The organism is Kitasatospora sp. NPDC088351, assembly GCF_040685575.1.
GTDB lineage: Bacteria > Actinomycetota > Actinomycetes > Streptomycetales > Streptomycetaceae > Kitasatospora.
In genome coordinates this window covers 41,534-65,772 of record NZ_JBFBIL010000047.1, presented here as the reverse complement: position 1 = coordinate 65,772, position 24,239 = coordinate 41,534, and the positions used below count along the sequence as shown (strand labels likewise).

The 24,239-nt window shown below is 72.9% G+C and carries 24 protein-coding genes; 10 read left to right on the top strand and 14 right to left on the bottom strand.

Features of this window, described 5'->3' with window-relative positions:
• Together AB0P06_RS27340 and AB0P06_RS27335 are read left to right on the top strand one after the other, a co-directional pair.
• Positions 1 to 247: hypothetical protein (locus tag AB0P06_RS27340; protein ID WP_363611778.1), on the top strand; the 247-nt coding region annotated here is incomplete at its 5' end.
• Positions 248 to 283: 36 nt separating this feature from the next.
• Complete coding sequence (locus AB0P06_RS27335; protein WP_363611776.1) at positions 284 to 607, top strand: nuclear transport factor 2 family protein; 324 nt, start codon at positions 284 to 286, stop codon at positions 605 to 607.
• Positions 608 to 667: 60 nt separating this feature from the next.
• Here the strand turns inward: AB0P06_RS27335 and AB0P06_RS27330 are convergent, their stop codons facing one another.
• Positions 668 to 1,903, bottom strand: coding sequence for a serine hydrolase domain-containing protein (locus AB0P06_RS27330; RefSeq protein WP_363611800.1), 1,236 nt, complete (start codon positions 1,901 to 1,903; stop codon positions 668 to 670).
• A gap of 77 nt (positions 1,904 to 1,980) precedes the next feature.
• On the opposite strand from AB0P06_RS27330, the gene AB0P06_RS27325 reads away from it, so the two are divergent.
• From AB0P06_RS27325 to AB0P06_RS27305, 5 genes are all read left to right on the top strand, one after another.
• A complete protein-coding gene (locus AB0P06_RS27325) occupies positions 1,981 to 2,508 on the top strand; it encodes an NUDIX domain-containing protein (protein ID WP_363611774.1) in 528 nt (175 codons plus the stop codon).
• A gap of 138 nt (positions 2,509 to 2,646) precedes the next feature.
• Positions 2,647 to 3,042, top strand: coding sequence for a peptidase inhibitor family I36 protein (locus tag AB0P06_RS27320; RefSeq protein WP_363611772.1), 396 nt, complete (start codon positions 2,647 to 2,649; stop codon positions 3,040 to 3,042).
• A gap of 168 nt (positions 3,043 to 3,210) precedes the next feature.
• Complete coding sequence (locus AB0P06_RS27315; protein WP_363611770.1) at positions 3,211 to 4,053, top strand: TetR/AcrR family transcriptional regulator; 843 nt, start codon at positions 3,211 to 3,213, stop codon at positions 4,051 to 4,053.
• A gap of 120 nt (positions 4,054 to 4,173) precedes the next feature.
• Positions 4,174 to 5,982: a hypothetical protein gene (locus AB0P06_RS27310; RefSeq protein WP_363611768.1), complete on the top strand. Its 1,809-nt coding sequence runs from the start codon at positions 4,174 to 4,176 to the stop codon at positions 5,980 to 5,982.
• 431 nt (positions 5,983 to 6,413) lie between these two features.
• Complete coding sequence (locus AB0P06_RS27305) at positions 6,414 to 8,699, top strand: glycoside hydrolase family 18 chitinase (protein WP_363611766.1); 2,286 nt, start codon at positions 6,414 to 6,416, stop codon at positions 8,697 to 8,699.
• 32 nt (positions 8,700 to 8,731) lie between these two features.
• Here AB0P06_RS27305 and AB0P06_RS27300 read toward each other — a convergent pair whose 3' ends face one another.
• From AB0P06_RS27300 to AB0P06_RS27250, 11 genes are all read right to left on the bottom strand, one after another.
• Positions 8,732 to 9,442 (bottom strand): spermidine synthase, encoded by a 711-nt coding sequence (locus AB0P06_RS27300; RefSeq protein ID WP_363611764.1) that lies wholly within the window; start codon positions 9,440 to 9,442, stop codon positions 8,732 to 8,734.
• 89 nt (positions 9,443 to 9,531) lie between these two features.
• The gene (locus tag AB0P06_RS27295) at positions 9,532 to 10,611 is read right to left on the bottom strand and encodes a putative sulfate exporter family transporter (RefSeq protein WP_363611798.1); all 1,080 of its coding nucleotides are present in this window, start codon (positions 10,609 to 10,611) and stop codon (positions 9,532 to 9,534) included.
• 13 nt (positions 10,612 to 10,624) lie between these two features.
• Complete coding sequence (locus AB0P06_RS27290) at positions 10,625 to 11,206, bottom strand: cysteine dioxygenase family protein (RefSeq protein ID WP_363611762.1); 582 nt, start codon at positions 11,204 to 11,206, stop codon at positions 10,625 to 10,627.
• Positions 11,207 to 11,283: 77 nt separating this feature from the next.
• Positions 11,284 to 12,189, bottom strand: coding sequence for a LysR family transcriptional regulator (locus AB0P06_RS27285; protein ID WP_363611760.1), 906 nt, complete (start codon positions 12,187 to 12,189; stop codon positions 11,284 to 11,286).
• Between the two features lie 133 nt (positions 12,190 to 12,322).
• On the bottom strand, positions 12,323 to 13,192 hold the full coding sequence (locus AB0P06_RS27280; RefSeq protein WP_363611758.1) for an amino acid ABC transporter permease: 870 nt from the start codon (positions 13,190 to 13,192) through the stop codon (positions 12,323 to 12,325).
• On the bottom strand, positions 13,189 to 13,833 hold the full coding sequence (locus tag AB0P06_RS27275) for an amino acid ABC transporter permease (protein WP_363611756.1): 645 nt from the start codon (positions 13,831 to 13,833) through the stop codon (positions 13,189 to 13,191). The genes AB0P06_RS27280 and AB0P06_RS27275 overlap by 4 nt, the downstream gene beginning before the upstream one ends.
• A 13-nt stretch (positions 13,834 to 13,846) precedes the next feature.
• Positions 13,847 to 14,749 (bottom strand): glutamate ABC transporter substrate-binding protein, encoded by a 903-nt coding sequence (locus AB0P06_RS27270; RefSeq protein ID WP_363611754.1) that lies wholly within the window; start codon positions 14,747 to 14,749, stop codon positions 13,847 to 13,849.
• 9 nt (positions 14,750 to 14,758) lie between these two features.
• Entirely contained in the window at positions 14,759 to 15,487 is a 729-nt protein-coding gene (locus AB0P06_RS27265; RefSeq protein ID WP_363611796.1) for an amino acid ABC transporter ATP-binding protein, read from the bottom strand.
• A 32-nt stretch (positions 15,488 to 15,519) separates the two neighbouring features.
• Entirely contained in the window at positions 15,520 to 15,765 is a 246-nt protein-coding gene (locus AB0P06_RS27260) for a LapA family protein (protein WP_363611752.1), read from the bottom strand.
• A 128-nt stretch (positions 15,766 to 15,893) separates the two neighbouring features.
• Entirely contained in the window at positions 15,894 to 17,666 is a 1,773-nt protein-coding gene (locus AB0P06_RS27255; RefSeq protein WP_363611750.1) for an ABC transporter ATP-binding protein, read from the bottom strand.
• A gap of 112 nt (positions 17,667 to 17,778) precedes the next feature.
• A complete protein-coding gene (locus AB0P06_RS27250; protein ID WP_363611794.1) occupies positions 17,779 to 19,551 on the bottom strand; it encodes an ABC transporter ATP-binding protein in 1,773 nt (590 codons plus the stop codon).
• A 382-nt stretch (positions 19,552 to 19,933) separates the two neighbouring features.
• On the opposite strand from AB0P06_RS27250, the gene AB0P06_RS27245 reads away from it, so the two are divergent.
• Positions 19,934 to 20,797, top strand: a complete 864-nt coding sequence (locus AB0P06_RS27245) for an aldo/keto reductase (RefSeq protein ID WP_363611748.1) — start codon at positions 19,934 to 19,936, stop codon at positions 20,795 to 20,797.
• 253 nt (positions 20,798 to 21,050) lie between these two features.
• Here the strand turns inward: AB0P06_RS27245 and AB0P06_RS27240 are convergent, their stop codons facing one another.
• Positions 21,051 to 21,917: a MarR family transcriptional regulator gene (locus AB0P06_RS27240; RefSeq protein ID WP_363611746.1), complete on the bottom strand. Its 867-nt coding sequence runs from the start codon at positions 21,915 to 21,917 to the stop codon at positions 21,051 to 21,053.
• A 384-nt stretch (positions 21,918 to 22,301) separates the two neighbouring features.
• Between AB0P06_RS27240 and fabG the strand changes: the two genes are divergently transcribed.
• Positions 22,302 to 23,069: a 3-oxoacyl-ACP reductase FabG gene (gene fabG / locus AB0P06_RS27235; protein ID WP_363611744.1), complete on the top strand. Its 768-nt coding sequence runs from the start codon at positions 22,302 to 22,304 to the stop codon at positions 23,067 to 23,069.
• 231 nt (positions 23,070 to 23,300) lie between these two features.
• Positions 23,301 to 24,086: a phosphatase PAP2 family protein gene (locus AB0P06_RS27230; RefSeq protein WP_363611742.1), complete on the top strand. Its 786-nt coding sequence runs from the start codon at positions 23,301 to 23,303 to the stop codon at positions 24,084 to 24,086.
• On the opposite strand, the gene AB0P06_RS27225 is transcribed toward AB0P06_RS27230, so the two are convergent.
• Positions 24,037 to 24,219 carry an I78 family peptidase inhibitor gene (locus AB0P06_RS27225; RefSeq protein ID WP_363611740.1) on the bottom strand — a complete coding sequence of 61 codons (183 nt, stop codon included), beginning with the start codon at positions 24,217 to 24,219 and terminating at the stop codon, positions 24,037 to 24,039. The genes AB0P06_RS27230 and AB0P06_RS27225 overlap by 50 nt on opposite strands.
• Positions 24,220 to 24,239 lie beyond the last annotated feature (20 nt).

The following is a 24,239-nucleotide window of genomic DNA, read 5'->3' as shown; positions in this document are numbered from 1 at the left end:
GTTCGAGGAGCACCGGGCCGTCCTCGCCGTCCCGGCCAGGACCACCTACGTCGGCGAGGACGCCGGGTTCCGGTCCGGCCTCCCACCCCGCAACCACTCCCCGTGGCCCGCGGCCCGGCACCCGTACGAGCTCCCGGCCGCGTCTCCCTCGCTGAGCACCTCACCGATATCGGGATCCAAGCACATGGATGTCCGAAATCTCCGACGCGCCGCCGACATGCCCGAACACGACCGGGTGACGCCATAAACAGGAGTCCCGACCCTTCACTCCTGGGAGACCCGCATGACCATCGCCACCGCCAAACTCTCCGACCCGACCGTCCGCGCCGCCGTCACCGCGATCAACGCGGGCGACCAGGACGCCTTCCTGAACCTGCTCACCGCGGACGCGACGATGTCCGACGACGGCTCCGACCGCGACCTGCGGGACTGGATCGACCGTGAGATCTTCTCCAGCCGCGGCCACATGGACGTCCAGTCGGAATCGGACAGCGGGCGGTCGCTGATCGCCAACTACAGCAACGAGACCTGGGGCGAGATGCGCACCGTCTGGCGGTTCACCGTCGTCGGCGACCGGATCGGCCGCTTCGAGACCGGCCAGGCCTGACCGGCCCGGTCCACCGCACAGGCCGACGCGCGAAGCACACGCACGTGGCGCCGCCCGGCCCTACCGCAGGTGGTCCGCGGCGCCCCCGTCCAGGCACGCCCGCACCGCCCGGATCAGGCCCCGGGAACGGATGTCCCCCGTGACGCCGGGCTGCATGCCGTTGGTGACGTACCCGAAGCCGATGCCCAGGTCCGGGTCGGCGAAGCCCAGCGAACCGCCCCGGCCCGGGTGGCCGAAACTCGCCGGCGAGGCCATCGGGGACGTCGGGCCGTGCCGGAAGAAGCCCAGGCCGAAGGCGGAGTTCACGATCAGCACCCGGTCCGGCCCGCTGACCGCAGGACCGGCCGCCCGGGCCAGCAGCTCCGGCCCGAGCAGCGGCGGCGGCGCCGTGCCACCCCCCTGCCGGTCGGCGACACCGATCAGCGCGGCGTAGAACCGGGCCAGCGAGCGGGCGGTGCCGATGCCGCCCGCGCCGGGTATCTCGGCGGCCTGCACCACGGGGTCGTTGAGGTCCACCTCGGGCCGCACCGAGGCGAACGCCCGGGCGGTCAGCGAGGCCGGGTCCCGGTAGGCGTCCCGCACCGCCTGCTTGGGGCGCAGCCGCAGCCCGCTCGGGCCGGTCCTGGCGGCCTGCGGCGCGGGCAGGTCCACCAGCCGCCCGACCCGGTGCGCGGCGTCGGCCGGCAGTCCGATCCACAGGTCGAGGCCGAGCGGGCGGGCGATCTCCTCGGCGAAGTACCGGCCGACGGTCCGCCCGCTCGCCCGCCGCACCACCTCGCCGACCAGCCAGCCGAAGGTGTACGGGTGGTAGCCGTGCGCGGTGCCGGGCTCCCAGGCGGGCGCCTGGGCGGCGACGGCGGCCGCCGCCCGCTCCCAGCCGAGCACGTCGGCCAGGCCCAGCGGCACGTCCAGCGCGGGCACCCCGGCCTGGTGCGAGAGCAGCCAGCGCACCGGCACCCGCTCCTTGCCGGCCGCCTTGAACTCCGGCCAGTACTCGGCGACCGGCGCGTCCAGGTCGAGCTGCCCACGCTGGGCCAGCAGCAGCGCCGTGGTGGCGGTCAGGCCCTTGGTGACCGAGCGCAGCACCTGCGCGGTGCCGGCCGTCCACGGCACGGCCGGCGCGGGCCGCCCGCCGACCTCGGGCCTGGCGTCGCCGCCCCACAGGTCGACCACCTTGCGGCCGCGCACGTACAGCGCGAACGCCGCGCCGAGCTCGCCGTGCTCACGGAAGCCGCCCGCGAAGGCCGCCCTGACCGGCTCGAAGCCCTCGGCCGTCCCGCCCCGGATCTCCACCACCGCGTGCCGCCTCAACCCGTCGTTCCGTACTCGTGCCCGCGTTCGATCCGGGCCCGGAGAACCCTAACCTGTCCGTCATGACCAACCCTGCCGAAGAGCTGCTGGACGTCGTCGACGAGCACGACCGGGTGACCGGTACCGCCACGCGCGGGGAGGTGTACCGGCGGGGGCTGACCCACCGGTGCGTCTTCGTCCTGGTCCGCGACCCGGCCGGACGGCTCTTCGTCCACCGGCGCACCGACACCAAGATGTTCGCCCCCGGCGCGTACGACATGTTCGTCGGCGGGGTGGTCGGCGCGGGCGAGAGCTACCCGGGCGCGGCCGTCCGGGAGGCCGAGGAGGAACTGGGGGTCAGCGGGATCGAGCCGCGCCCGCTGTTCAAGTTCCTGTTCCGGCGGGACGGCCTCTCCTGGTGGTGCGACGTGTACGAGGCCCGGTGGAACGGCCCGGTCGCGCCGCAGGAGTCGGAGGTCGCCTGGCACGCCTGGCTGACCCCGCGGGAGCTGGACGCCCGGCTGGCCCGCGACGAGTTCGTCCCGGACGGCATCGAGGCGTACCGCCGCTACCTGGAGTTCCGCGCGACGCTTCCTCCAGCAGGGGCGTGATCCGGTGAGCCGCACTCCCGTGCACGATCCTCCGCGCTCCTGGTCGCGCCCTGCCGACCGGCGGTTGGGGGTTCTAGGTTCGTGTCCGCACTGCCGTGACCACGGCAATGCCCGAGCGACCTGGGACGAGGGGATCTGATGGTGCGAATCAGCAGGGTGGGGCGAGTGGTGTCGGGGATGGCCGTGGCGGCCACGCTGAGCGGGCTGTTCCCGGCCTCCGCCGAGGCGACGGCCACCGGCTACCCGGACTGCGCGTCCGGACTGTTCTGCGCCTGGACCGGCGACAACGGGACCGGATCCAGGTGCGAGTGGCGGGTCGACGACGCGGACTGGTCCAACGGCCAGATCGTGTGCGGCTGGGCCGCCGGCACCCGGGTTCGGTCCGTCTACAACCACGGCGAGTCGGGTGCGCCCGTGTCCGCCTACACGGCCACCGACTGGGGCGGCACCAAGGTGTTCTGTCTGGCGAAGGACGCCAAGCTGAACCTCTCCGGGGCCGGCACCTACCTGCGCTCCCACAAGTGGGAGTGCTGACGCGGCACCAGGACCGCCCGCGCCGGTGCTCCGGGGGCCGGAAGCGGAGGGCGGGCCGGATCCCCCTGACGGGGCCACTCCCCCGGTCCGGGCGTATCGGACCGCCCTGTTGGACGGTCCGATGCGCCCGGCTAGGGCGCGCGGCACGGGCCGGATAGGGTGGCGCGCATGGCTTCCCGAACGCCGTCGGCGTCGCCCACGTCCGCACGCCCCGACCGAAGCGGTGACGTCCACGGCCGCGGCCGGAGCGGCGACCGAGGCGCCGAACGGCCGCGTCGGCGGCTCAGCGTGGACGAGCGGCGCGAGCAGCTGATCGCCGTCGCGCTGGAGCTGTTCAGCCGCCGCCCGCCGGAGGAGGTGTCGATCGACGACATCGCGGCGGCGGCCGGCGCCTCCCGGCCGCTGGTCTACCACTACTTCCCCGGCAAACAGGCGCTGTACGAGGAGTCGCTGCGCCGGGCCGGACACGAGCTGGCGGGCCGTTTCGAGGAGCCGGCCGATGGCCCGCTGTCGGAGCGGCTGTACCGGGTGATGGGCCGCTACCTGGACTTCGTCCAGAGCCACGGCCCCGGCTTCGCGGCCCTGTTGCGCGGCGGCTCGGTGGCGGCCAGCCCGGGCACCTCGGCGGTGATCGACGAGGTCCGGCGGGCCGCGCACGACCAGATCCTGGCCCATCTGGCGGTCCCGTCGCCGAGCCCCGGTCTGCGGCTGGCCGTCCGCGCCTGGATCGCCAACGCCGAGATCACCTCACTGGAGTGGCTGGCCGACCGCTCGGTGCCGCTGGAGGAGCTCCAACTCCACCTGGTGCAGGAGTTCGTGGCCGCCCTGACGCTGACCGCCGCCCGGGAGCCCGCGCTGGCCGCCGAACTCGCCGGGTTCTTCGCCGGGGAGCGCCCCGACGGCCCGACCGGGCGCCTGGTGCGCGACCTCGCCGCCCTGTTCGCCGCCCCCGGGATCGCGGACACCGTCGCCGCGCTGGCCTCCGGATCCGTCCCTCCGGCCGCCCTCTGACGGGCCCGGCCGCCCGGCCCCCCGGCGGCCGGTTCTGCCCCGGCGGCGGCCTCTGATAGGAATGTGCACGGATCTGCCGGCACCACCACACGTACACGCAGCAGAGCGGGGGCTCACCAGTTGACCCAGCACGGCCAGTTCAGTGCGGAGACCAGCCCCTTCGCAGCGGCGGAGCAGGTCTCCGCGACCCTCGGCACACTCACCGACGCGCTCCTCGACGAGCTCACCTCGCGCCACCCCGCGGCCTCGCTGACCGCCCTGCGCGCGGGCACACACCCCGAGGCCGAGGCGCTGTTCAACCTGCCGCTCGCGCCCAACGGCCCGGTGCACGCGGCCGTCGACCGGCTCGGCACCGTACTCACCGCCGGCACGGCCCGTCCCGGCAGCGGTACCCCGGTGGCCGAGCGGGTCACCGCCGGGCTGCTCGCCCGCTACGGCGGCGGAGCGATCCGCGGCGCGGTGGCCGACCGGGGCACCACCTCGGCGGCGCTGTTCGAGCTGCCGGTGACCGGCGAGATCGCCGACCTGAAGCTGCGCCCGCCGTTCGCCGCCGCGCTGGCCGCGCTGGCATCCGGGCAGCAGACCCGGCAAGCGGTCGAACTGCCCACCGGCGCGGGCGCCGAGGTCCGGCTGGTGCTCCCGCCCGGCTTCCACCCGCTGACCGCCCCGGGCGGCCCGGCGGGCGTCTCCGCCCGGACGGTGCCGACCGGCCCGGCAGCGGGGAACGGTACGGATCCGGCCGCCGCCGCGGCAGCCGAGGAGCTGACGGCACATCTGGCCGAGACCGCCGAGGAGCTGTTCAGCGGTACCGGCCCGGCACCGCGCCGGGACTTCGCGGTGATCGCCGCCACCCTGGCGGACCTGGTCACCTCCTCGGGCGCGGTCTACGCGGGCGTGTCCGCGCTGGAGGCGAACGGCCGGGCGACCGACGCCACTCTGGTGGTCTCGCTGGCCCGCCACCCGCTGCCGATCACCGGCCTCGCCACCGAACTGGCCACCGTCCGCCGGCACGCCGAGGTCTGGACGGTGCTGCTGCCCGCCGGCCCGGCCGCCGTCCTGGTCGAGGCCCGCAGCATCCCGGTGCCCGGCCCGCTGGCCGCCGACGGACTGCGGCGCTGGGTGGTCACCTCGGTCGTGGAGGCGTTCGTCCCGCTGCCGGACGGCGTCTCGGTGCTCTGCGTCCAGCTGTCCACCGCCCAGCCGCAGGACTGGGAGCTGTACACCGAGGTCTTCGCCGAGCTGCTGAAGAGCGTGCAGTTCGGCTGGGACGGCGTGCCCGGCACGCTGCCCGCCCCCGCCGTCACCACCGCGCCCGCCGTGCCCGTCGAGGCCGCGCCACCCGCCGTCGAGCCCGCACCGTTCACCTACGCCGCCGCCCCCGACGCCCCCGACGAGGCCGCACCCGACAGCCCGTCCGGCGCCCTCTCGCCGGACGACACCACACCCGACGGCACCACACCCGACGCCTCCGCCCCGCTGCCGGCGCACCTGCGGGACACGACCGCCGACCCCGCGCCCGCCGAACGACCGCAGGACGAGCCGCCCAAGGGCACCCCCGTCATGGTCCCGCCGCCGGACTTCAACCCCTTCGCCCCGCAGGACCTCCCGTCCCCCGCCCCGGCCGAGACCGTCCCGGCCGCCGTCCACACCGCCGACCCGTTCGGCACGGTGACGGCCGACCAGCCGGCCGACCCGTTCGGCACCACCATCCCGCGGCAGCCCGCGCCCGTCCCGCCGCCGCCCTCGGCCCCGCCGACCGTCTCCGCCCAGGGCGCTGACACCCCGGACGACCCGGAGCGCAAGCCGAAGGGCACGCCGGTGATGATCCCGCCGCCGGACTTCAACCCCTTCGCCCCGCAGGACCTCCCCTCCCCCGCCCCGGCCGAGACCGCCCCGGCCGCCGCACCGGAGACCAGCCCCTTCGGCTGAGGCCCAGGCCGAAACCGAGGCCGAGGCCGAACGCCAGGCCCAACCGCGCCCCGGTGGCCGTCCCGTCCCCAGACGGGACGGCCACCGCGCCGTTGCCAGAAGCCCCCACCCCCATTCCCTCCGCACCGAAGCCACACCGAACAGCCAACCGGCCCAATGCTGTTGACAAAGCCCCAGGTCAACCAAGGCCCGCCGCAGGGCTCTGCCATGCACACGGCCGCCAACTGGTACAGACCTATTGCCAGTTGACGAAGGGCTCTTTACCCTCGGTAAGCACAGGACCCTCCGTGGCACCCCGACGGCCCGAGGTCTCCCGTTCCGCGCCACCCCACGGCCGGAGCTCCCGCACGCTGCTCCACGCACCTGACACCTCCCCACAGGTAACGGGGCGACCCGGCATGCCCGGAGGCCCCAGGACAGGAGCCATCTTCATGCAACGACGTCGGATCAAACTGCCGCTGCTCGCGGCCGGGACTTTGCTCGTCCCACTACTCGCCGTCTCACTGCCCGCCACCACCGCCGCCGCGGGCCCCGCCACCGCCGCGGGCTCCGCCACGGCGACGTTCACCAAGGGCAGCGACTGGGGCGCCGGCTACGAGGGCAGCTACACCATCGCCAACGGTTCCAGCGCGCCGGTCAACGGCTGGACCCTGGAGTTCGACCTGCCGACCGCCAACACGCTGGCCTCGCTGTGGAACGCCACCTACACCACCTCCGGCTCCCACGTCACGGTCAAGAACCCCAGCTGGGCCGGCAGCCTGCCGCCCGGCGGCTCGTACAACCTCGGCTTCAACGTCTCCTACTCGGGCACCTACACGCCGCTGCTGAACTGCAAGCTGAACGGCCAGCCGTGTGACGGCACGGGCGGGGACCAGACCGCGCCGAGCGTTCCCGGCGGCCTCCAGTCCACCGGTTCCACCCAGACCACGGCCGATCTGTCCTGGACGGCGAGCACCGACAACGTCGCCGTCACCGGTTACGACGTGTTCCAGAACGGCGCCAAGGTGGCGACCACCGACGGCAGCACCACCGCCGTCACGGTCAAGGGCCTGACCGCCGGCACCACCTACCAGTTCACCGTGCAGGCCTTCGACGCGGCGGGCAACCGCTCGGCCGCCGCCGGTCCGCTGAGCGTCACGACCAAGCCGCCCACCGACCCGGACAGGCAGGCGCCGACCACCCCCGGCACCCCGACCGTCACCGGCTCGGACGCCAACAGCATCTCCCTGGCGTGGGCCCCCAGCACCGACAACGTCGCCGTCACCGCCTACGACGTCTACAACGGCACCGCGCTCGCCGCGACCGTCACCGACCCCGCCGCCACCGTCGGCAACCTGGCCCCGGACACCTCGTACACCTTCACGGTGAAGGCCCGCGACGCGGCCGGAAACGTCTCCACCGCCTCCGGCCCGGTGACCGGCAAGACCAAGCCGGGCGGCACCAACCCGGGCGCGCTGAAGATCGGCTACTTCACCCAGTGGTCCATCTACGCCCGCGGCTACAGCGTGAAGAAGCTGGACACCTCGGGCTCGGCCGGCCGCCTCACCACGCTCAACTACGCCTTCGCCAACATCCACCCGACCACCAAGCAGTGCTTCATCACCAACAAGGCGGCCGGCAACGACTCCGACCCCAACGCGGGCGACGGCGCCGGTGACGCCTGGGCCGACTTCGGCAAGGGCTGGGACGCCGGCAGCTCGGTGGCGGGCACCACGGACACCTGGGACCAGCCGCTGGCCGGCAACTTCAACCAGCTGAAGCAGCTCAAGGCCAAGTACCCCAACCTCAAGATCCAGATCTCGATCGGCGGCTGGTCGTACAGCAAGTGGTTCTCCGACGCGGCGGCCACCGACGCCTCCCGCAAGGCGCTGGTCAGCTCCTGCATCGACATGTACATCAAGGGGAACCTGCCGGTCATCGACGGCCGCGGCGGCGCGGGCAGCGCGGCCAACATCTTCGACGGCATCGACCTCGACTGGGAGTGGCCGAACTCCGACGGGCACCTCGGCAACATCTACAAGCCCGCCGACAAGGCCAACTACACCCTGCTGGCCCAGGAGTTCCGCCGTCAGCTGGACGCGCTCGGCACCACCACCGGCAAGCACTACACGCTGAGCGCCTTCCTCCCGGCCGACCCGGCGAAGATCACCGCGGGCATCGACGTCCCGGGCCTGTTCGGCGCCTTCGACTTCGCCACCATCCAGGGCTACGACTACCACGGCGGCTGGGAGATGAGCACCAACCAGCAGTCCGCGATCAAGCTCGCGGCCGGCGACCCGAGTACCCCGGACCGCCAGTTCAGCTCCGAGATCGCGATCAACGCCTACGTCAACGGCGGCGCCCCGAAGAGCAAGCTGACCCTGGGCATCCCGTTCTACGGACGCGGCTGGACGGGCGTGCCGCGCGGCACCACCAACGGCCTCTTCCAGAGCGCGACCGGCCCCGCGCCGGGCAGCTACGAGGCCGGGTTCGAGGACTACCACAAGCTCAAGGACCTGGCCACGAGCGGCGGTTACACCCTCTACCGGGATCCGGTGGCCGGTTTCTCGTACCTCTACAACGGGACGGTGTTCTACACCTACGACGACCCGACCGAGATCGCCCGCAAGACCGCCTGGATCAAGTCCCAGGGGCTGGCCGGCGCGATGGTCTGGTCCTTCGACGGTGACACCGCCGGCGGCGAGCTGATGGCCGCCGTGGACAACGGCCTGAAGTAACCCGGCTGTCGCCGCACCTGCCCGCCGCCCGCTCAGCCGGCGTGGCGGGCCAGGTGCACCACGTCCGGCACGCCCCGGGCGACCGGGATCTCGTGCGTGACCACGTCCGCGAAGCCGGCCGCGCGCAGCGCCTCCTCGAAGGCCGGGGAGGGCTGCGCGCTCCAGACCGCCAGCACCCCGCCCGGCCGCAGCCGGTGCCGGAGCACGGCCAGCCCGTCCGCGCCGTACAGCCCGGCGTTGGAGTCGGTCACCGTCCAGTCCGGGCCGTTGTCGATGTCCAGGCAGAGCGCGTGGTACCGCTCGCCGTCCGCCGCGGCCAGGTACTCCAGCAGATCGGTGTGGAGCACCGCGACCCGCTCGTCGTCCAGCGCGCCGGCCGAGAAGGCCGCCAGCGGCCCGGTGCGGTGCCAGTCGATGATCGCGTCCTCCCGCTCGACGATGGCGATCCGGCCCCAGCGCGGCTCGGCCGCCGCGTACGCCAGCGAGAAGCCCACCCCGAGCCCGCCGATGAGCACCGACGGCCGCTCCACCGCGGCACCGGTGCGGTCGAGCTCGTCCAGCGCCGCCTGGATCAGCAGCCGCTCCGAACGCCCGTCGGCGGTGTCCATCAGGAAGCAGCCGTTGGCGATGATCTCGAAGTGCCGACCGCGCTGCCGCAGTACCACCTCGCCGAACGGGCCCTCCCGCCGGTCGAGCGTGACGACGGCGTCGTAACCGTCCCGTTCGGGCAGTGCGGTGGACATGCGGCGTTCCTCGAAGCTCGGTTCCGGGCTCGGGCTCTCTCGCCGAGCGAGTACCCGCCCGACAATAGCGGAGCCCCCGCGTCCCTCGCTCACGTCGTGACCAGCACCCCCGCGTAGGAGATCCCCGCGATCATCACCCACGAGGCGAGGCCCAGCAGAACGATCCGCCCGCCGGTACGCACCAGGCTGGGCAGGTGCACGGCACTGCCGAGGCCGAACAGGGCGGCGGCCAGCAGCAGTTCCTGGGCGTCGCCGGCCAGCGTGAGCGCGCGCTCGGGCAGGACACCGGTGCTGCGCAGCGCGATCATCCCGAGGAAGCCTGCCACGAACAGCGGCACGATCGGCGGGCGCCCGGCCCGCCCGCCCGCCGCTCCCCCGTCCGACCCGTCCGACCCGTCCGACCCGGCAGCGCGGGCCCGGTGCGCGCGCCGCACCGCGACGGCGACTCCGGCGACCAGCGGCGCCAGCAGCACCACCCGCATCAGCTTGACCAGTACGGCCTCGCGCAGCGCACCCGCCCCACCGGTCTGCGCGGTGGCGACCACCTGGCCGACGTCGTGCACGCTGGCGCCGACCCACCGCCCGAAGTCGGCCTCACCGAGCCCGAGCGGGTGCTGGAGCAGCGGAAGGACGGCGATGGCGAGGGTCCCGCAGAGGGTGACCAGGGCGACCGACGCGGCGACGTCCTCCTCCTCGCTGCCGGCGGCCTGGCTGACCGCGCCGATCGCCGACGCCCCGCAGATCGAGTACCCGGTGGCGACCAGCAGCGGCTGGTCGCCGGGCAGGCCGAGCCGGCGCCCGAGCCAGCAGGTGCCGGCGAAGGTCACGGAGACCACGGCGAGCACCATGCCGACGGTGGCCCAGCCGAGGCCGAGCACGTCGTCCAGGCCGAGCTTGAGGCCGAGCAGCACGATGCCGATCCGCATCAGCCGCCGCCCGGCGGTGGACAGTCCGGACCTGGCCACCCCCCGGACCACCGGCCGCAGCCCGGGCAGGTGGGCCGCCGCGATCCCGAGTACGACGGCGGCGGTCAGCTTGGGCACGGCGGGGACGGCCTGGTGGACGGCGATCGCGGCGGCCACCCCGAGCGCCGCGAGCAGCAGGCCGGGGGCGTCCCCGCCGAGCGGGGGCAGCAGACGGGTGCGGGTGTGCCGCTCCCGGACGGTCAGTGCCACCGCGCGCTCACCGTCGCCCGTCGGCGGGCAGCCGGTAGACCCGCCGGATGCTGGTGCCGAGCCGGGATATGTCGGCGCCGTACACATGGATCGAGATGGCGGTGGAACCGCAGGCGTTGCGGACCAGATGGATGTCACCGGGCGGGGCGAAGGCGGCGACGCTGCCGACCGGGCCGACCACGTGCTCGGTCTCCACGAGGTGGGCGGTGCGCCCGTCGGAGACCAGCCGGTACCGGGTCTCGCTCTCCTGGCCCTGGTGGACGCCGGCCACGCACCAGGAGACGTGGTCGTGGATCGGGGTTTCCTGGCCGGGCAGCCAGACCAGGGCCACGACGGAGAAGCCGCCGTCGGGCTCGGCGTGCAGGACGTGCTGACGGTAGCGGTCCGGGTCGCCCTCGCGCTGGCCAGCGGTGAGCAGCGCGTCGGCGCCGTCAGGGCCGGCGAGCAGGTGCGGGGCGAGTCGTTCGCCGACCAGGTAGGCGGTGAGTTCCGGAGGCAGGCCGCGGTCCACGACGGCGCGGATCTCGCCGATCAGGGCGGCCATACGCTCGGTGAGCCGGTCACTGCCGACCGTGGCTGAGGGTGTCATGCCAGCAGGTTCGACCCGGCCGACCTATCACGTCCAACGAGGGTTTCTTCAGGGTTACCCAACGCGGGCTTATGGGTTCAGCAGCCGACCCTGGCCGCGGCGGCCGACCGCAACTGGTCCAGCACCAGCGCGGTGGCGGGGATCCGGCGGTGGTCGCGCAGCACGTACGCGCTGACCTGGCGGCGCAGGTGCGGTTCGACGGCCCGGCCGGTGACCTTGCGGTGGCACATGAAGGAGAGCACCAGCGCGGGCATCAGCGCGATGCCGACCCCGGCGGCGACCAGGCTCTGCACGGCGAGGTTGTCGTCGGTGGAGAAGACGATGTCCGGGGCGAAGCCCTCCTCCGCGCAGACGTGCAGCAGGTTGGCCCGGCACCGCGGGCAGCCGGCGATCCAGCGCTCGCCGTCGAGGTCCGCCAGCCGGACGGCGTGCCGGCGGCCGAGCGGGTGGCCGACCGGCAGCAGGACCGTGAGCAGGTCCTCCATCAGCGGTATCTCGTCCAGGCCGTCCGGCAGTTCGGCGGCCACGCCCGGGTAGCGGAAGGCCAGCGCGATGTCGCACTCGCCGCGCAGCAGCCGCTGGACGGAGTCCGGCGGCTCGGCCTCCAGCAGTTCGACCCGGACCCCGGGGTGCTCGGCGAGCAGCCTGGCCATCGCCTCGGGTATCAGGGTGGCGTTGGCGCTGGGGAAGGCGCAGACCCGGACGCGCCCGGCGCGCAGCCGGGCGAGCGCGGCGAGCTGCTGCTGGGCGGCGGAGAGGCTGCCGAGGATCACCTCGGCGTGCCGGGAGAGCGCCTCGCCCGCCTCGGTGAGCCGCAGCCCCCGCCCGGCCCGGGTGAACAGCGGTACGCCGACGGTGCGTTCGAGGGCCTTCATCTGCTGGGTGATGGCCGGCTGGGTGTAGCCGAGTTCGCGGGCGGCCGCCGAGTAGGAACCGGCCCGGACGACCTCGTGGAAGGTCCTGATGTGGCGTGAGTCGAACACCGGCTCCACCGCCCTCCGACCGCCCGTCCGCTGCTCCCCGCGCGGGTAATCATAAGCAGACTTTGGAGGTCATTGGCATAACCCCATCCGCACCTATGGTCCAGGAGCGAACCGTCTCCCCCACCGCCCCCGGCTACTGCTGCACCGACGGCGGCAGCCCCATCGCCACCTCCGCCCTGGCCACCGGCGGGCCGCCGCGCATGCTGGGGCGGCGTCGGCCGCGGCGCTCGACCAGGTGCGCCAGCCAGGAGAGCAGCAGACACATCCCGATGTAGACCGGCGCGATCACCATCACCACCGGGATGAAGGGCAGATCGTAGTCCAGGTTGGTGGCGATCAGCTTGCCCGCGTGCAGGAACTCCTCGTAGGTGATCAGGAACCCCAGCGAGGTGTCCTTGAGCGCGACCACCAGCTGGCTGATGATGGCCGGCAGCATCGCCCGGTTGGCCTGTGGCACCAGCACGTACGTCATCACCTGGGTCTTGCGCATCCCGAGCGCGAACGCCGCCTCCCGCTGCCCCTTGGGCACCGCCAGCACACCGGCCCGGAACACCTCGGCGAGCACCGAACCGTTGTAGAGCACCAGCCCGGCCACCAGCGCCCAGAGTGGCTGCACCTTGAGCGCGACGAAGATGAAGAAGATCATCACCAGCAGCGGCATGGCCCGGAAGAACTCGACCACCAGCGTGGAGAGCCGGCGCACCACCCGGTGGTCGGAGAGCCGCCCGGCCGCGAACAGCGCGCCGAACGGCAGCGCGAACAGCACCGTCCAGCCGAAGGCCTTCAGCGTGTTCCCGAGCCCGCGCAGCAGCAGCTCCTGGACGCCCTGGTACTCGAAGGCCATCCACTTCCGGTAGGTGAACTGGTGGGTGTGGAACAGCATGTAGACGATCCACCCGATCAGCGCCAGGATGACCAGCAGCGCGATCACGCCGTACAGCCGGTGCCGGGCGATCGCCCGTGGGCCCGGAATGTCGTACAGCGCCGAGGATTGAACGGTCATCGCGACACCGCCACTCGTCGTTCCAGCAGATTGAAGACGGCGCTGATAGCCAGGGTGATGATCAGATAGCCGACAGCGATCCAGACGAAGGTCCAGACGATGCTGTAGCCCAGCTCGTTGATGGTCCGATAGGTGCCGAGCAGCTCGGTCACGCTGAACGAGCCGGCGATCGCGGTGTTCTTGGCCAGCGCGATCATGACGCTGCCGATCGGCGCGACCACCGACCGGTACGCCTGGGGCAGCACCACCAGCCCCATCGTCTGGCCGAAGGTCATCCCCAGGCTGCGCGCCGCCTCGCCCTGCCCGGAGGGCACGGTGTTGACGCCCGAGCGCATCGCCTCGCAGACGAACGCCGAGGTGTAGCAACCGAGCGCGAGCACCGCGAAGGTGAAGAACGGCAGGGTGATGTCGAACCGCGGCAGGCCCAGCACCACGATGAAGAACAGCAGCGTCAGGGGCGTGTTGCGCAGCAGGGTCACCCAGCCGGTGCCGAAGATCCGCAGCGGCTTCACCGGCGAGACCCGGAAGCTCGCGATCAGCACGCCGAGCACCAGCGACAGCACGGCGCTCACCGCGAACAGCGAAAGGGTGCCGAGGAAGCCGTTCCAGTAGATCGACCAGTTGTCGGTCAGCGTCTTCACAGCGCGGGCCCTCTCAGTACCGGTCGATCGGCGGCGGGGTGGGCGCGGGCGCGCCGGAGAGGCCGAGGGTGGCCTCGAAGGCCCGTTTCCAGTCGCCGTTCTCCTCGTGCTGGACGAGGGCGTCATTCAGCGCGTCGCGCAGCACGGTGTCGTTCTTCGGGGTCCCGATCCCGTACGGCTCCTGGGAGAACAGCGGGCCGACCACCTTGAGCTCGTCCGGCACCTTGGCCGCGTAGCCCAGCAGGATGCTGTTGTCCGTGGTGACGGCGTCCACCTGGCCGGTGATCAGGTTGTCCACACAGGCCGAGTAGGTGTCGTAGCCGATCAGCTTGGCCTTCGGGTACTGCTGCTGGATCCGCTGGTACGGGGTGGATCCCGCCGCCGAGCAGACCTTCTTGCCGTTCAGGTCCTCCGGACCGTGGATGCTGTTGTCCTTCTTGCGCACCAGCAGCGACTGTCCGGCCATGAAGTACGGCCCGGCGAAGCCGACCAGCTTCTTGCGGTTGTCGTTGATGGTGTAGGTGCCGACGTAGAAGTCCACCTGACCGTTCTGCAGCGCGGTCTCGCGGTTGGCCGAGGCGATGGTCTTGAACTCGATCCGGTCCGGGGCGAACCCGAGGTAGGCACCGACCATCTTGGCGATCTCGATGTCGAAGCCGGAGTACTCCCCGGTGGCCGGGTTCTTCTCGCCGAGGTAGGGCTGGTCCTCCTTGGCGCCGACCACCAGGTGGCCGCGGCTGCGCGCGGCGTCCAGGGTGGGCGAGCCGGTGATGTCAGCGGCGTTCCGCACCTGGTAGCTGGGCAGGGCACCGGCCTGCGGGCCCTTGGGCGGCGGGGTGCCCGGCTTGCCGCAGCCGGTGAGCAGCAGGGCCAGCGCGGCGACGGCGAGCAGCCGTGCGGCGGTCATCTCCCTCATGGCGCCGCCTCAGTGCTTCAGGATCTTGGACAGGAAGTCCCGGGCGCGCGCGCTCTCGGGAGCGCTGAAGAAGGCCTCGGGGGCGCGGTCCTCGACGATCCGCCCGTCGGCCATGAAGACCACCCGGTTGGCGGAGGCGCGGGCGAATCCCATCTCGTGGGTGACCACCACCATGGTCATGCCCTCGTTCGCGAGCCGGCGCATCACGTCCAGCACCTCGTTGATCATCTCGGGGTCGAGGGCCGAGGTGGGCTCGTCGAAGAGCAGCGCCTTGGGCTCCATGGCGAGGGCCCGGGCGATGGCGACCCGCTGCTGCTGGCCGCCGGAGAGCTGCGCCGGGTACTTGTCCGCCTGCGAGGCCAGACCGACCCGCTCCAGCAGCGCCCGGGACTTGGCGTCGGCCTCCGTCCGGGAGCGGCCCCGGACCTTGATCTGGGCCAGCGAGACGTTCTGCAGCACGGTCTTGTGCGCGAACAGGTTGAAGGACTGGAACACCATCCCCACCTCGGCGCGCAGCCGGGCCAGCCCCTTGCCCTCCTCGGGCAGCGCCTGCCCGTCGATCACGATGGTGCCGGCCTCGATCGGCTCCAGCCGGTTGATCGCCCGGCAGAGTGTGGACTTGCCGGAGCCGGACGGGCCGATCACCACCACGACCTCCCCGCGCCCGACCGTCAGTTCGATGTCCTGCAGGACATGCAGGTCCCCGAAGTGCTTGTTGACGCCGCGCAGCTCGATCAGCGGCGTGAAGCCGGAGGCCCCGGGGGCGGTGGTCACTTGCCGCGCCGGCCCTTCAGCAGCCAGCCCAGTGCGCCGCCGGCGAGCAGGGTGGCCAGCAGGGCGATCCAGAGCGGCGCGGTGACGGTGAGCACCCAGAACTGGATCTTCACCTTGTCGAGGTTGGCGAACAGGAACCACACCGCCAGGACGACGATGACGCCGATCCCGATGTACCGGGTGGGGATTCCCGCGATTTCGCTGCGCTTGGAACCGGACGAGCCGTCTGAAATCTTGGTCACCCGCGCAGTCTGCTGGCCGCGAACCCGATTTGTCCGGTTACGCGCCCAGGAGTAACCCACACGGGGCAATCTCACCCCGTGCGGGTTTACCTTCGCTCACCAGCTGTAGTCGATCATGACCGTTCGCGTCATCGCTCGTCGCGCCAGGAGCGCCAGAGCGCCGCGTACGGACCACCGGCCGCCACCAGCTCCGGGTGGCTGCCGTACTCACTGATCCGCCCGCCCTCGACCACGGCGATCACGTCCGCGTCGTGCGCGGTGTGCAGCCGGTGGGCGATGGCGATCACCGTCCGGCCCTCCAGCACCCGGGAGAGCGAGCGCTCCAGGTGCCGGGCGGCCCTCGGGTCCAGCAGCGAGGTGGCCTCGTCCAGCACCAGGGTGTGCGGATCGGCCAGCACCAGCCGGGCCAGGGCCAGCTGCTGCGCCTGCGGCGGGGTCAGCGCGGTGGCGCCCGAACCGACCTCGGTGTCCAGGCCCTCCGGCAGCGCGTCCACCCAGTCACCGGCCTCCACCGCGTCCAGCGCGGCGCGCAGCTCGGTGTCGTCGGCCTCCGGCACGGCCAGCCGCAGGTTGTCCCGCAGGGTGCCGACGAAGACGTGGTGCTCCTGGTTGACCAGCGCGACCTGTGCCCGGACCCGCTCGGCCGGCATCCTCGCCAGCGCCGCCCCGCCGAGCGTGACACTGCCCCGGCCGGGCGCGTAGATCCCGGCCAGCAGCCGGCCCAGGGTGGACTTGCCCGCGCCGGACGGCCCGACCAGCGCCACCCGGCTTCCCGGGGCGACGTCCAGGCTGATGCCGTGCAGCACGTCGGCGCCCTCGCGGTAGCCGAACCGGACGTCCGTCGCCCGGACCTGCCGACCGTCCGGAAGGGCGTCCTCGTCGCTCTCGTGCTCGGGTACCTCGCGCACCCCGACCAGCCGGGCCAGCGAGGCCTGCCCGATCTGCAGCTCGTCGTACCAGCGCAGGATCAGGTCGACCGGGGCGACGAGCGCCTGGGCGTACAGCACGCCGGTGGTCAGCTGGCCGACGGTGATCCAGCCCCGCAGGGTGAACAGCCCGCCGAGGACCAGGGTCCCGAGCACGGCCAGGGCGTAGACCGCGTCGATGGTCGGGAACCAGACCGACCGCAGCCAGAGGGTGTACCGCTCCCAGGCGAGCCACTCGCCGAGCTTGCGGTCGGTCAGCCGGACCCGCTGGTCGCCGAGGCGCAGCGCCTCGACCGTCCGCCCGGCGTCCACCGTCTCGGCCAGCACGGTGTTCACCGCGGCGTAGCCGGCCGACTCGTTCCGGTAGGACTGCGGGGCCCGCCGGAAGTACCAGCGGGAGCTGGCGAGCAGCAGCGGCAGGCCGATCAGCGAGGTGAGCGCGAGCAGCGGCGAGGTGATCACCAGCGCGCCCAGCACCAGCAGCAGCGAGACCACGGCGACGGCCAGCTCGGGCGCCGCCTCGCGGACCGATTTGTCCAGCCGGTCGATGTCGGTGGTGCCCCGGGAGACGAGGTCCCCGGTACCGGCCCGCTCCAGCACGCCGGTGGGCAGCGCGACCGAGCGGACCAGGAAGTCCTCGCGCAGGTCGGCCAGGACGCGCTCGCCGAGGATGCTGCCGCGCATCCGGGACCACCAGGTGAAGGCGGACTGCACCACCAGCGCCAGCAGGTACCAGCCGACGGCGGCCGCGACGGCGGTCTCGGCGGTATCGGTGGCCAGTGACTCGACCAGGGTGCCGAGGACCCAGGGCCCGACCAGCCCGGCCACGGTGGCCACCGAGTGCAGCGCCACCACGGACGAGAAGCCGGCCCGGTGACGCCGGGCGAGCAGCCGCAGGTAGGAGCGCACGGCGGCCGGGGAGCCGACCGGCAGCGTGGTGGCCGGCCCCTGCTCCTGATGGGCGGGGGGCTTCATACGGTGCTCCTCTGTTCTCCGGCCGGGCGGTCGCGGTGGGCCGGACGTTCGCCGCGGGCAGGGCGGGCCAGGTGGGTGGGGCAAGCCGGACGGGCCGGGGGGCGGACGACGGTCATGCGCCCTCCCCGACGGCGGCCGGTTCCTCGTCGCGGGTGACCACGGCCCGGTAGCCGGGCTCGGTGTGCATCAGCTCGCGATGGCGGCCGGCCGCGACGGCCCGGCCGTCCAGCACCAGCACCACCCGGTCGGCCTGGTCGAGCAGCAGCGGACTGGTCGCGAAGACCACGGTGGTGCGGCCCTCCCGGTGCCTGCGCAGCCCGGCGGCGATCCGCGACTCCGTGTGGGCGTCGACCGCGCTGGTGGGCTCGTCCAGGACGAGGACCGGCGGGTCGGCCAGCAGCGAGCGGGCGAGCGCCAGCCGCTGACGCTGGCCGCCGGAGAGCGAGCGGCCGCGCTCGGTGATCCGCGCCCGCATCGCGTCCCCCGCGCAGTCCGGCGAGCCGTCCACCAGGGCGTCCAGGACGTCGTCGGCACGGGCGGCGGCGAGCGCGTCGGCCGGCGCGACCCGGCCCGAGGCGGGGATGTCGAACAGCCCGGCCAGAGTGCCGGAGAGCAGCACCGGCTCCTTGTCGTGGACCAGCACCGCCGCCCGGGCCTCGGTCAGCGGGACGGTGTCCAGCTCGGTGCCACCGAGCCGGACGGAGGGCTGCGGCTGCTCGCCGTCGGCGAGCGGGACGTGTCCGCCGAGCCGCTCGGCGAGTGCGCCGGCGAAGTCCGGGTCGCCGCAGACCACGGCGGTCAGCTCGCCCGCGCGGGCGGTCAGGCCGGTCGCCGGGTCGTACAGGTCGGCCTGTCCGGGCCGGCTCAGCGCGGCCCCGGCCGTGCCGTCGGTGCGGCTGAGCGAGAGCACCCGGACGGCCCGGCCGGCCGAGACCCTGGCGACGCTCCAGGCGTGCGCGGCCTCGCCCAGGATGCGCAGCGGCGCGGCCAGGAAGGCGGTGGAGCCGTACACGGCGACCAGGGTGCCGATGGTGATCCGGCCGTCGGCGGCCAGGTGGGCGCCGTACCAGGTGACGCCGACCACGAACAGGCCCGGCAGCAGGACCTGCTGAGCCTGCATCAGGGACCGGACCCGGGCCGAGCGGACGGCGGCGGCGCGGACCTTCTGCGAGGCGACCCGGTACCGGGCCAGGAACAGCTCCTCACCACCGATGCCGCGCAGCACCCGCAGCCCGGCGACGGTGTCGGCGGCCAGCTCGGTGGCCTTGCCGCCGAGCGCGCGCTGTTCGGAGTAACGCCGTTCGAACGGGCCGAGCAGCGGCCAGACCGCGGCGGCCAGAACCGGTACACCGAGCAGGACGATGAGGCCGAGCAGTGGTTCGGCCACCAGCACGGCGCAGCCCACCGCCAGCCAGACGACCACCCCGGCGCGGAGCCGGGCGATCAGCTCGACATACCAGCCGATCTTCTCGACGTCCCCGCTGCCGACGGCCACGATCTCGCCCGTGGCGATCCGGCGGGACAACCCGGCGCCGAGGCCGGAGGCCTGACGGGCCACCAGCTGACGGACATGGGTGGCGGCGTGGATCCAGTTCCACACCGCCTGACGGTGCAGCAGCACCGCGCCGAGCGAGGCGACCGCGGCGAGGGCCAGGACGGCGGCCCCAGCCCGCCAGATCCCGGCGCCGTCGCCGTCGACGGCGGCCTGGACGCCCAGTCCGAGCGGTATCGGCAGGGCCGCCTGGCACCCCATCTCGAGCAGCGCCCAGCAGGTGGAGAGCACCTGCCCGCGCCGCTGGCTGCGCTGCAGCCAGCGCAGGAAGGCGAGCGGTGAGGAGAGATCGGGGCTGCCGGGATCGGCCAGCGGCAAGGTCTTGAGCGGCATGACGCTCCGTTGCGGGTGGTACGGGCGGGTGGCGCGGACGGCCGGTGGCGCGGCCCGGATCTCGGACCTCACGGCGCACCGGAACGGCGGCGGTCCGGGCGCCGGAACGGCGACCGGGAGGGGTGGGGGAACAGCGGCGAAGGCGGCCGGCACGGTCACGGCGAGGGGCTGGTCAGGACGTCATGGCAGCGAGCCTGCCAATCCGGATGTGACCTGCGCAACAGGTTTTCCCGGCGGCCGCCCGACGGACCCGGCGCCGAGAACCCCTGCGTACGCCGGTACAACGCGTCGGAAAATTCTTTCGCCGGACGGGAACAATCCCGCGGCGCCACCGGTTGGCCTTCACTGGAAACGATGGTCAACCAGGAGGGCACCCCTTCCCGTGAGCAAGATCCCCAGCATCACCCTCAACAACGGCTCGCAGATCCCGCAGCTCGGCTTCGGCGTGTGGCAGGTTCCCGACGCGGAGGCGACGGCGGCCGTCCGCAACGCCATCCAGGCGGGCTACCGCTCGATCGACACGGCGGCGATCTACGAGAACGAGGCCGGCACCGGCCAGGCGATCACCGAGGCGCTCGCGGGCGGCGTGGCCCGCGAGGACCTCTACATCACCACCAAGCTGTGGAACTCCGGCACCCGCGACTGGTCCGGCGAGCAGGGCCGCGACGCGGTACTGCGCGAGTTCGACGCCTCGCTGGCCAAGCTCGGCCTGGACTACGTGGACCTCTACCTGATCCACTGGCCGCGCCCGATGCACGGCAGCTTCCTGAACGTCTGGAAGGGCCTGGAGCAGCTGCTCGCCGGCGGCCGGGTGAAGTCCATCGGCGTCTCCAACTTCGGCGCCGAGCAGCTCACCCGCCTGCTCGACGAGGCCTCGGTGGCCCCGGTGCTGAACCAGGTCGAGCTGCACCCGTACTTCCCGCAGGGCGAACTGCGCGCCTTCCACGCCCAGCACGGCATCGCCACCGAGGCCTGGAGCCCGCTGGGCCAGGGCAAGGAGCTGCTGGCCGACCCGGTGCTGGTGAAGATCGCCGAGAAGCACGGCCGCACCGTCGCCCAGGTGGTGCTCCGCTGGCACCTGCAGAGCGGCATCATCGCGATCCCGAAGTCGGTCACCCCGGCCCGGATCAAGGAGAACCTGGACGTCACCGGCTTCGAGCTGGACGCGGCCGACCTGACCGCGATCGCCGGCATCGCCACCGGCGAGCGGATCGGCCCGGACCCGCAGAGCTTCGACTGGAACTGACGCCGCCTCGGCGCCGTCGACGCCGGACCGGTGTTCGACGGCACCGCCCCCGACCGAACGTCAACACCGAAGGCCGCCCACCCCGTTCGGGGTGGGCGGCCTTCGGTGTGAAGGGCCCGCGACGTCGGCCGGAACCTTCCCGCCGCTCGGCGCGCAGCCCTACCGACCGGTCCGACCACGCTCCTTCGGCCCTCGACAGGAGGGCCTCCGGCACGGTGGCGAATCGTTTTGGCTAGCGCGCGAGGAAGGGCGCCTAGAGCCTGGCCGCCTTGGCGATCAACGCCAGGGCGGGTGCGTGTTCCTCCTCTTCCAGCGCGGCCAGCAACAACCGCTGAACCTCCGCCACGCCCGCGGCCGAGCGGTGCAGCAGGTCCTGCCCCGCCGGCGAGAGCGACAGCAGGTTGCGCCGCCCGTCCGAGGGGTCGCGCCGACGCTGCACCAGACCGCGCCGGACGAGACGGCTGACCATCTCGGCCATCGTGGCCTTGTCCAGCGAGGCCAGCTCGCCGACCGTCCGCTGATCGGCGCCCGGCTCCAGTTCGAGCGCGTCCAGCACCGCGTACTGCGGCGCCGTCAGGTCCGAACCGACGTGCTCCGACCAGAGTTTGGTGTGAACCTGCTGGCTCACCCTGATCAGATAGCCGATCGCCCGCTGGGCGTCCAGCATCGGCCGCGCGTCCGTGAGGACGGCGACCGCAGCGGGCTCCAGCCTGGCTATCTTGGCCATCACGCGGACGATTTCCAGCTGCTCCTCGGCCGTGAGCGGCTCGAAGAGCGTGCGCTGCACGCGGACCACTCCGCCGGTGGCCTCGCGCACCGCCTGGGCGCCGCTCTGCGAGAGAGCGAGCAGCTTGCGCCGGCCGTCGGCCGGATCGCGCCTTCGCAGCACCAGTCCACGACGGACCAGCCGAGCGACCATCTCGGCCATCGTGGCCTTGTCCAGCGAGGCTCTCTCGCCGACCGTCCGCTGGTCAGCGCCCGGTTCCAGGGCGAGGACCAGCAGTACGGCGAACTGCGGGGCCGTGAGATCGGCTCCGACATGTTCGGACCACAGACGGGTGTGTACCTGCTGTGCAACGCGGATGAGGTGTCCGGGCGACTGCTGCAGTCGCGCGGACACGCGGGTCGTCGGGATCTCCCCCAGCACCATGTATCCGTCCCGATGTCACACCCGGTGTGTGTGGGACACCCGGGTGGGGCAGTAACGGCGAGTGGGCGTCCCGCTGTGAGGGAGGGCGCTCCAGCCGTGCAGCCGGTGGCTGCTGGCGGACACTATACAAACGGCGGGCCCTCGCTGGCAGGCGGGGGCGGATAGTAGACGCAGGTTCGGCAACATTGGCATATTTACTCGCCGCGTCGCCCCGACCGTAACCCGTTCGCAGGAGAAAGCCGACCGGTCGGTCCTTACCCTCGGTCACCTGCGGCTCTCCACCCTGGCCGGGCACCCTACTCGCGGGTAAGGTGTGGCCACCTCAGCGGTCCACCAAGAGAGACGAGAGCGAGCATGACCGAGCAGAGCACCGCCCCCAGGGTCGCCGTCGTCACCGGCGCCGCGCGCGGCCTGGGCGCCGCCACCGCGCTGCGCCTGGCCTCCGACGGGTACGCCGTCGCCGTCCTCGACCTGGACGAGGCGGCCTGCAAGGACACCGTCGACCGGATCACCGCGGCGGGCGGCCTCGCCCTCGCCGTCGGCGCCGACGTCTCGGACGCCGGGCAGGTACAGGCCGCGGTCGACCGCATCGCCGCCGAACTCGGCGCCCCGGTCGTCCTCGTGAACAACGCGGGCGTGCTGCGCGACAACCTGCTCTTCAAGATGTCCGAGTCCGACTGGGACACGGTGATGAACGTTCATCTGCGCGGCGCCTTCCTGATGACCCGGGCGGTGCAGAAGCACATGGTGGACGCCGGCTTCGGCCGGATCGTCAACCTGTCCTCGTCCTCCGCCCAGGGCAACCGCGGCCAGGCCAACTACTCCGCCGCCAAGGCGGGTCTGCAGGGCTTCACCAAGACCCTGGCCATCGAGCTGGGCAAGTTCGGCATCACCGCCAACGCCGTCGCCCCCGGCTTCATCGCCACCGACATGACGGCCGCCACCGCCGCCCGGGTCGGCATGGACTTCGAGGACTTCAAGCGCGCCGCCGCCGGCCAGATCCCGGTCCAGCGGGTCGGCGTCCCGGAGGACGTGGCGCACACCATCTCGTTCCTCGCCGGCGAGGGTGCGGGCTTCGTCTCCGGACAGGTGATCTACGTGGCCGGCGGCCCCCTCGACTGAGCACCGAACCTACGCAGGGTTACCACGGAGTGGGAAGCCGGCCGACCGGCCTCCCACTCCGTTCGCTTTGCACACCCTTTGGAATAACCATTCGAAGGCCACATCGATATTCGACGGAAGAATATCGGGAAAGCACCTCCAAGCAGCTATATTTCAGCCTTGTCCCCGATTTCCCCGGAAAATCTCCACTCCCCGGGGACTGCCGCCGGACAGGTGGGTACCGTCACCACCGTGCAAGCGCCGAGTGAACTGCCGGAGAACCTGACCTCCCGCCGCGAGCGCCCACGCCCCACCCCCGCGGCGTCCGGTCCGCCGACGGCCCGGCGGCAGGCCGGACCGCTGGCCCTCACCGCCCTCGGCTATCTGCTGGTGGTGGCCGGCGTGCTGCTCAACACCGCGCTGGTCGACCTCGACTGGTCGGTACGGCTGATGCGCCCGTACGAACGCTGGCCCAGCCTGGAGCCACTGCTGGACATCTGGGTGGTGGCCGGGCAGCGCGGTCCGTCCGCCGTCGCGGCCTTCGCCTGGCTCGGCTGGCGCGCCCACCGGCTACGGCGGCTGCGCCCCCTGCTGGTGATGGCTGTGGCCCTGCTGCTGCTCAACGCCACCGTCGGCGCGGTGAAGATCGCCACCGGCCGCCTCGGCCCGCACTACGCCCAGTACGTCGGCTCGCCCGAGCTGTTCTCCGGCGGCACCATATTCCCGTCCGGGCACACCGCCAACGCCGTGGTCACCTGGGGCGTCCTGGCCTACCTGGCGGCCCGCTGGCGGCGCACCGGCGCGGTGCTCGCCGCCGCCACCGCCTGCTCGGTCGGGCTCACCACCCTCTACCTCGGCACCCACTGGGTCACCGACGTCCTGGCCGGCTGGGCCGCCGGCCTGCTGGTGCTGCTCTCGCTGCCCCTGCTCGAACCCCTGGTCGCCGCCGCCGAGCGGCGGCTCACCGGCTCCCGGAGGCCGGCCGGCCCTACCCCTCCCAGCTGCGCTCCACCACCCCGTCGCGCACCGCGAGGTTGAGCCGGCCCTCCCGGTGGTCCATGGTCATCATCGCCCCGGGCGGCAGCACCCGGACCGAGGCCCAGCCGTGCCGACGGGCCAGCTCCTCGGCCCGTTCCACCCGCAGCCCCGCATAGCCCTCCGCGTCCGCCATCGCCGCTCCCCTGCTCGCCC

Excerpts from the sequence above, each read along its gene's own strand:
- AB0P06_RS27280 (WP_363611758.1), bottom strand. The coding sequence starts at position 13,192 with ATGACCGTTCAATCCTCGGCGCTGTACGACATTCCGGGCCCACGGGCG.
- AB0P06_RS27255 (WP_363611750.1), bottom strand. The coding sequence starts at position 17,666 with ATGAAGCCCCCCGCCCATCAGGAGCAGGGGCCGGCCACCACGCTGCCG.
- AB0P06_RS27320 (WP_363611772.1), top strand. The coding sequence starts at position 2,647 with ATGGTGCGAATCAGCAGGGTGGGGCGAGTGGTGTCGGGGATGGCCGTG.
- AB0P06_RS27300 (WP_363611764.1), bottom strand. The coding sequence starts at position 9,442 with ATGTCCACCGCACTGCCCGAACGGGACGGTTACGACGCCGTCGTCACG.
- AB0P06_RS27305 (WP_363611766.1), top strand. The coding sequence starts at position 6,414 with ATGCAACGACGTCGGATCAAACTGCCGCTGCTCGCGGCCGGGACTTTG.
- AB0P06_RS27225 (WP_363611740.1), bottom strand. The coding sequence starts at position 24,219 with ATGGCGGACGCGGAGGGCTATGCGGGGCTGCGGGTGGAACGGGCCGAG.
- AB0P06_RS27315 (WP_363611770.1), top strand. The coding sequence starts at position 3,211 with ATGGCTTCCCGAACGCCGTCGGCGTCGCCCACGTCCGCACGCCCCGAC.
- AB0P06_RS27335 (WP_363611776.1), top strand. The coding sequence starts at position 284 with ATGACCATCGCCACCGCCAAACTCTCCGACCCGACCGTCCGCGCCGCC.
- AB0P06_RS27250 (WP_363611794.1), bottom strand. The coding sequence starts at position 19,551 with ATGCCGCTCAAGACCTTGCCGCTGGCCGATCCCGGCAGCCCCGATCTC.
- AB0P06_RS27325 (WP_363611774.1), top strand. The coding sequence starts at position 1,981 with ATGACCAACCCTGCCGAAGAGCTGCTGGACGTCGTCGACGAGCACGAC.
- AB0P06_RS27290 (WP_363611762.1), bottom strand. The coding sequence starts at position 11,206 with ATGACACCCTCAGCCACGGTCGGCAGTGACCGGCTCACCGAGCGTATG.
- fabG (WP_363611744.1), top strand. The coding sequence starts at position 22,302 with ATGACCGAGCAGAGCACCGCCCCCAGGGTCGCCGTCGTCACCGGCGCC.
- AB0P06_RS27270 (WP_363611754.1), bottom strand. The coding sequence starts at position 14,749 with ATGAGGGAGATGACCGCCGCACGGCTGCTCGCCGTCGCCGCGCTGGCC.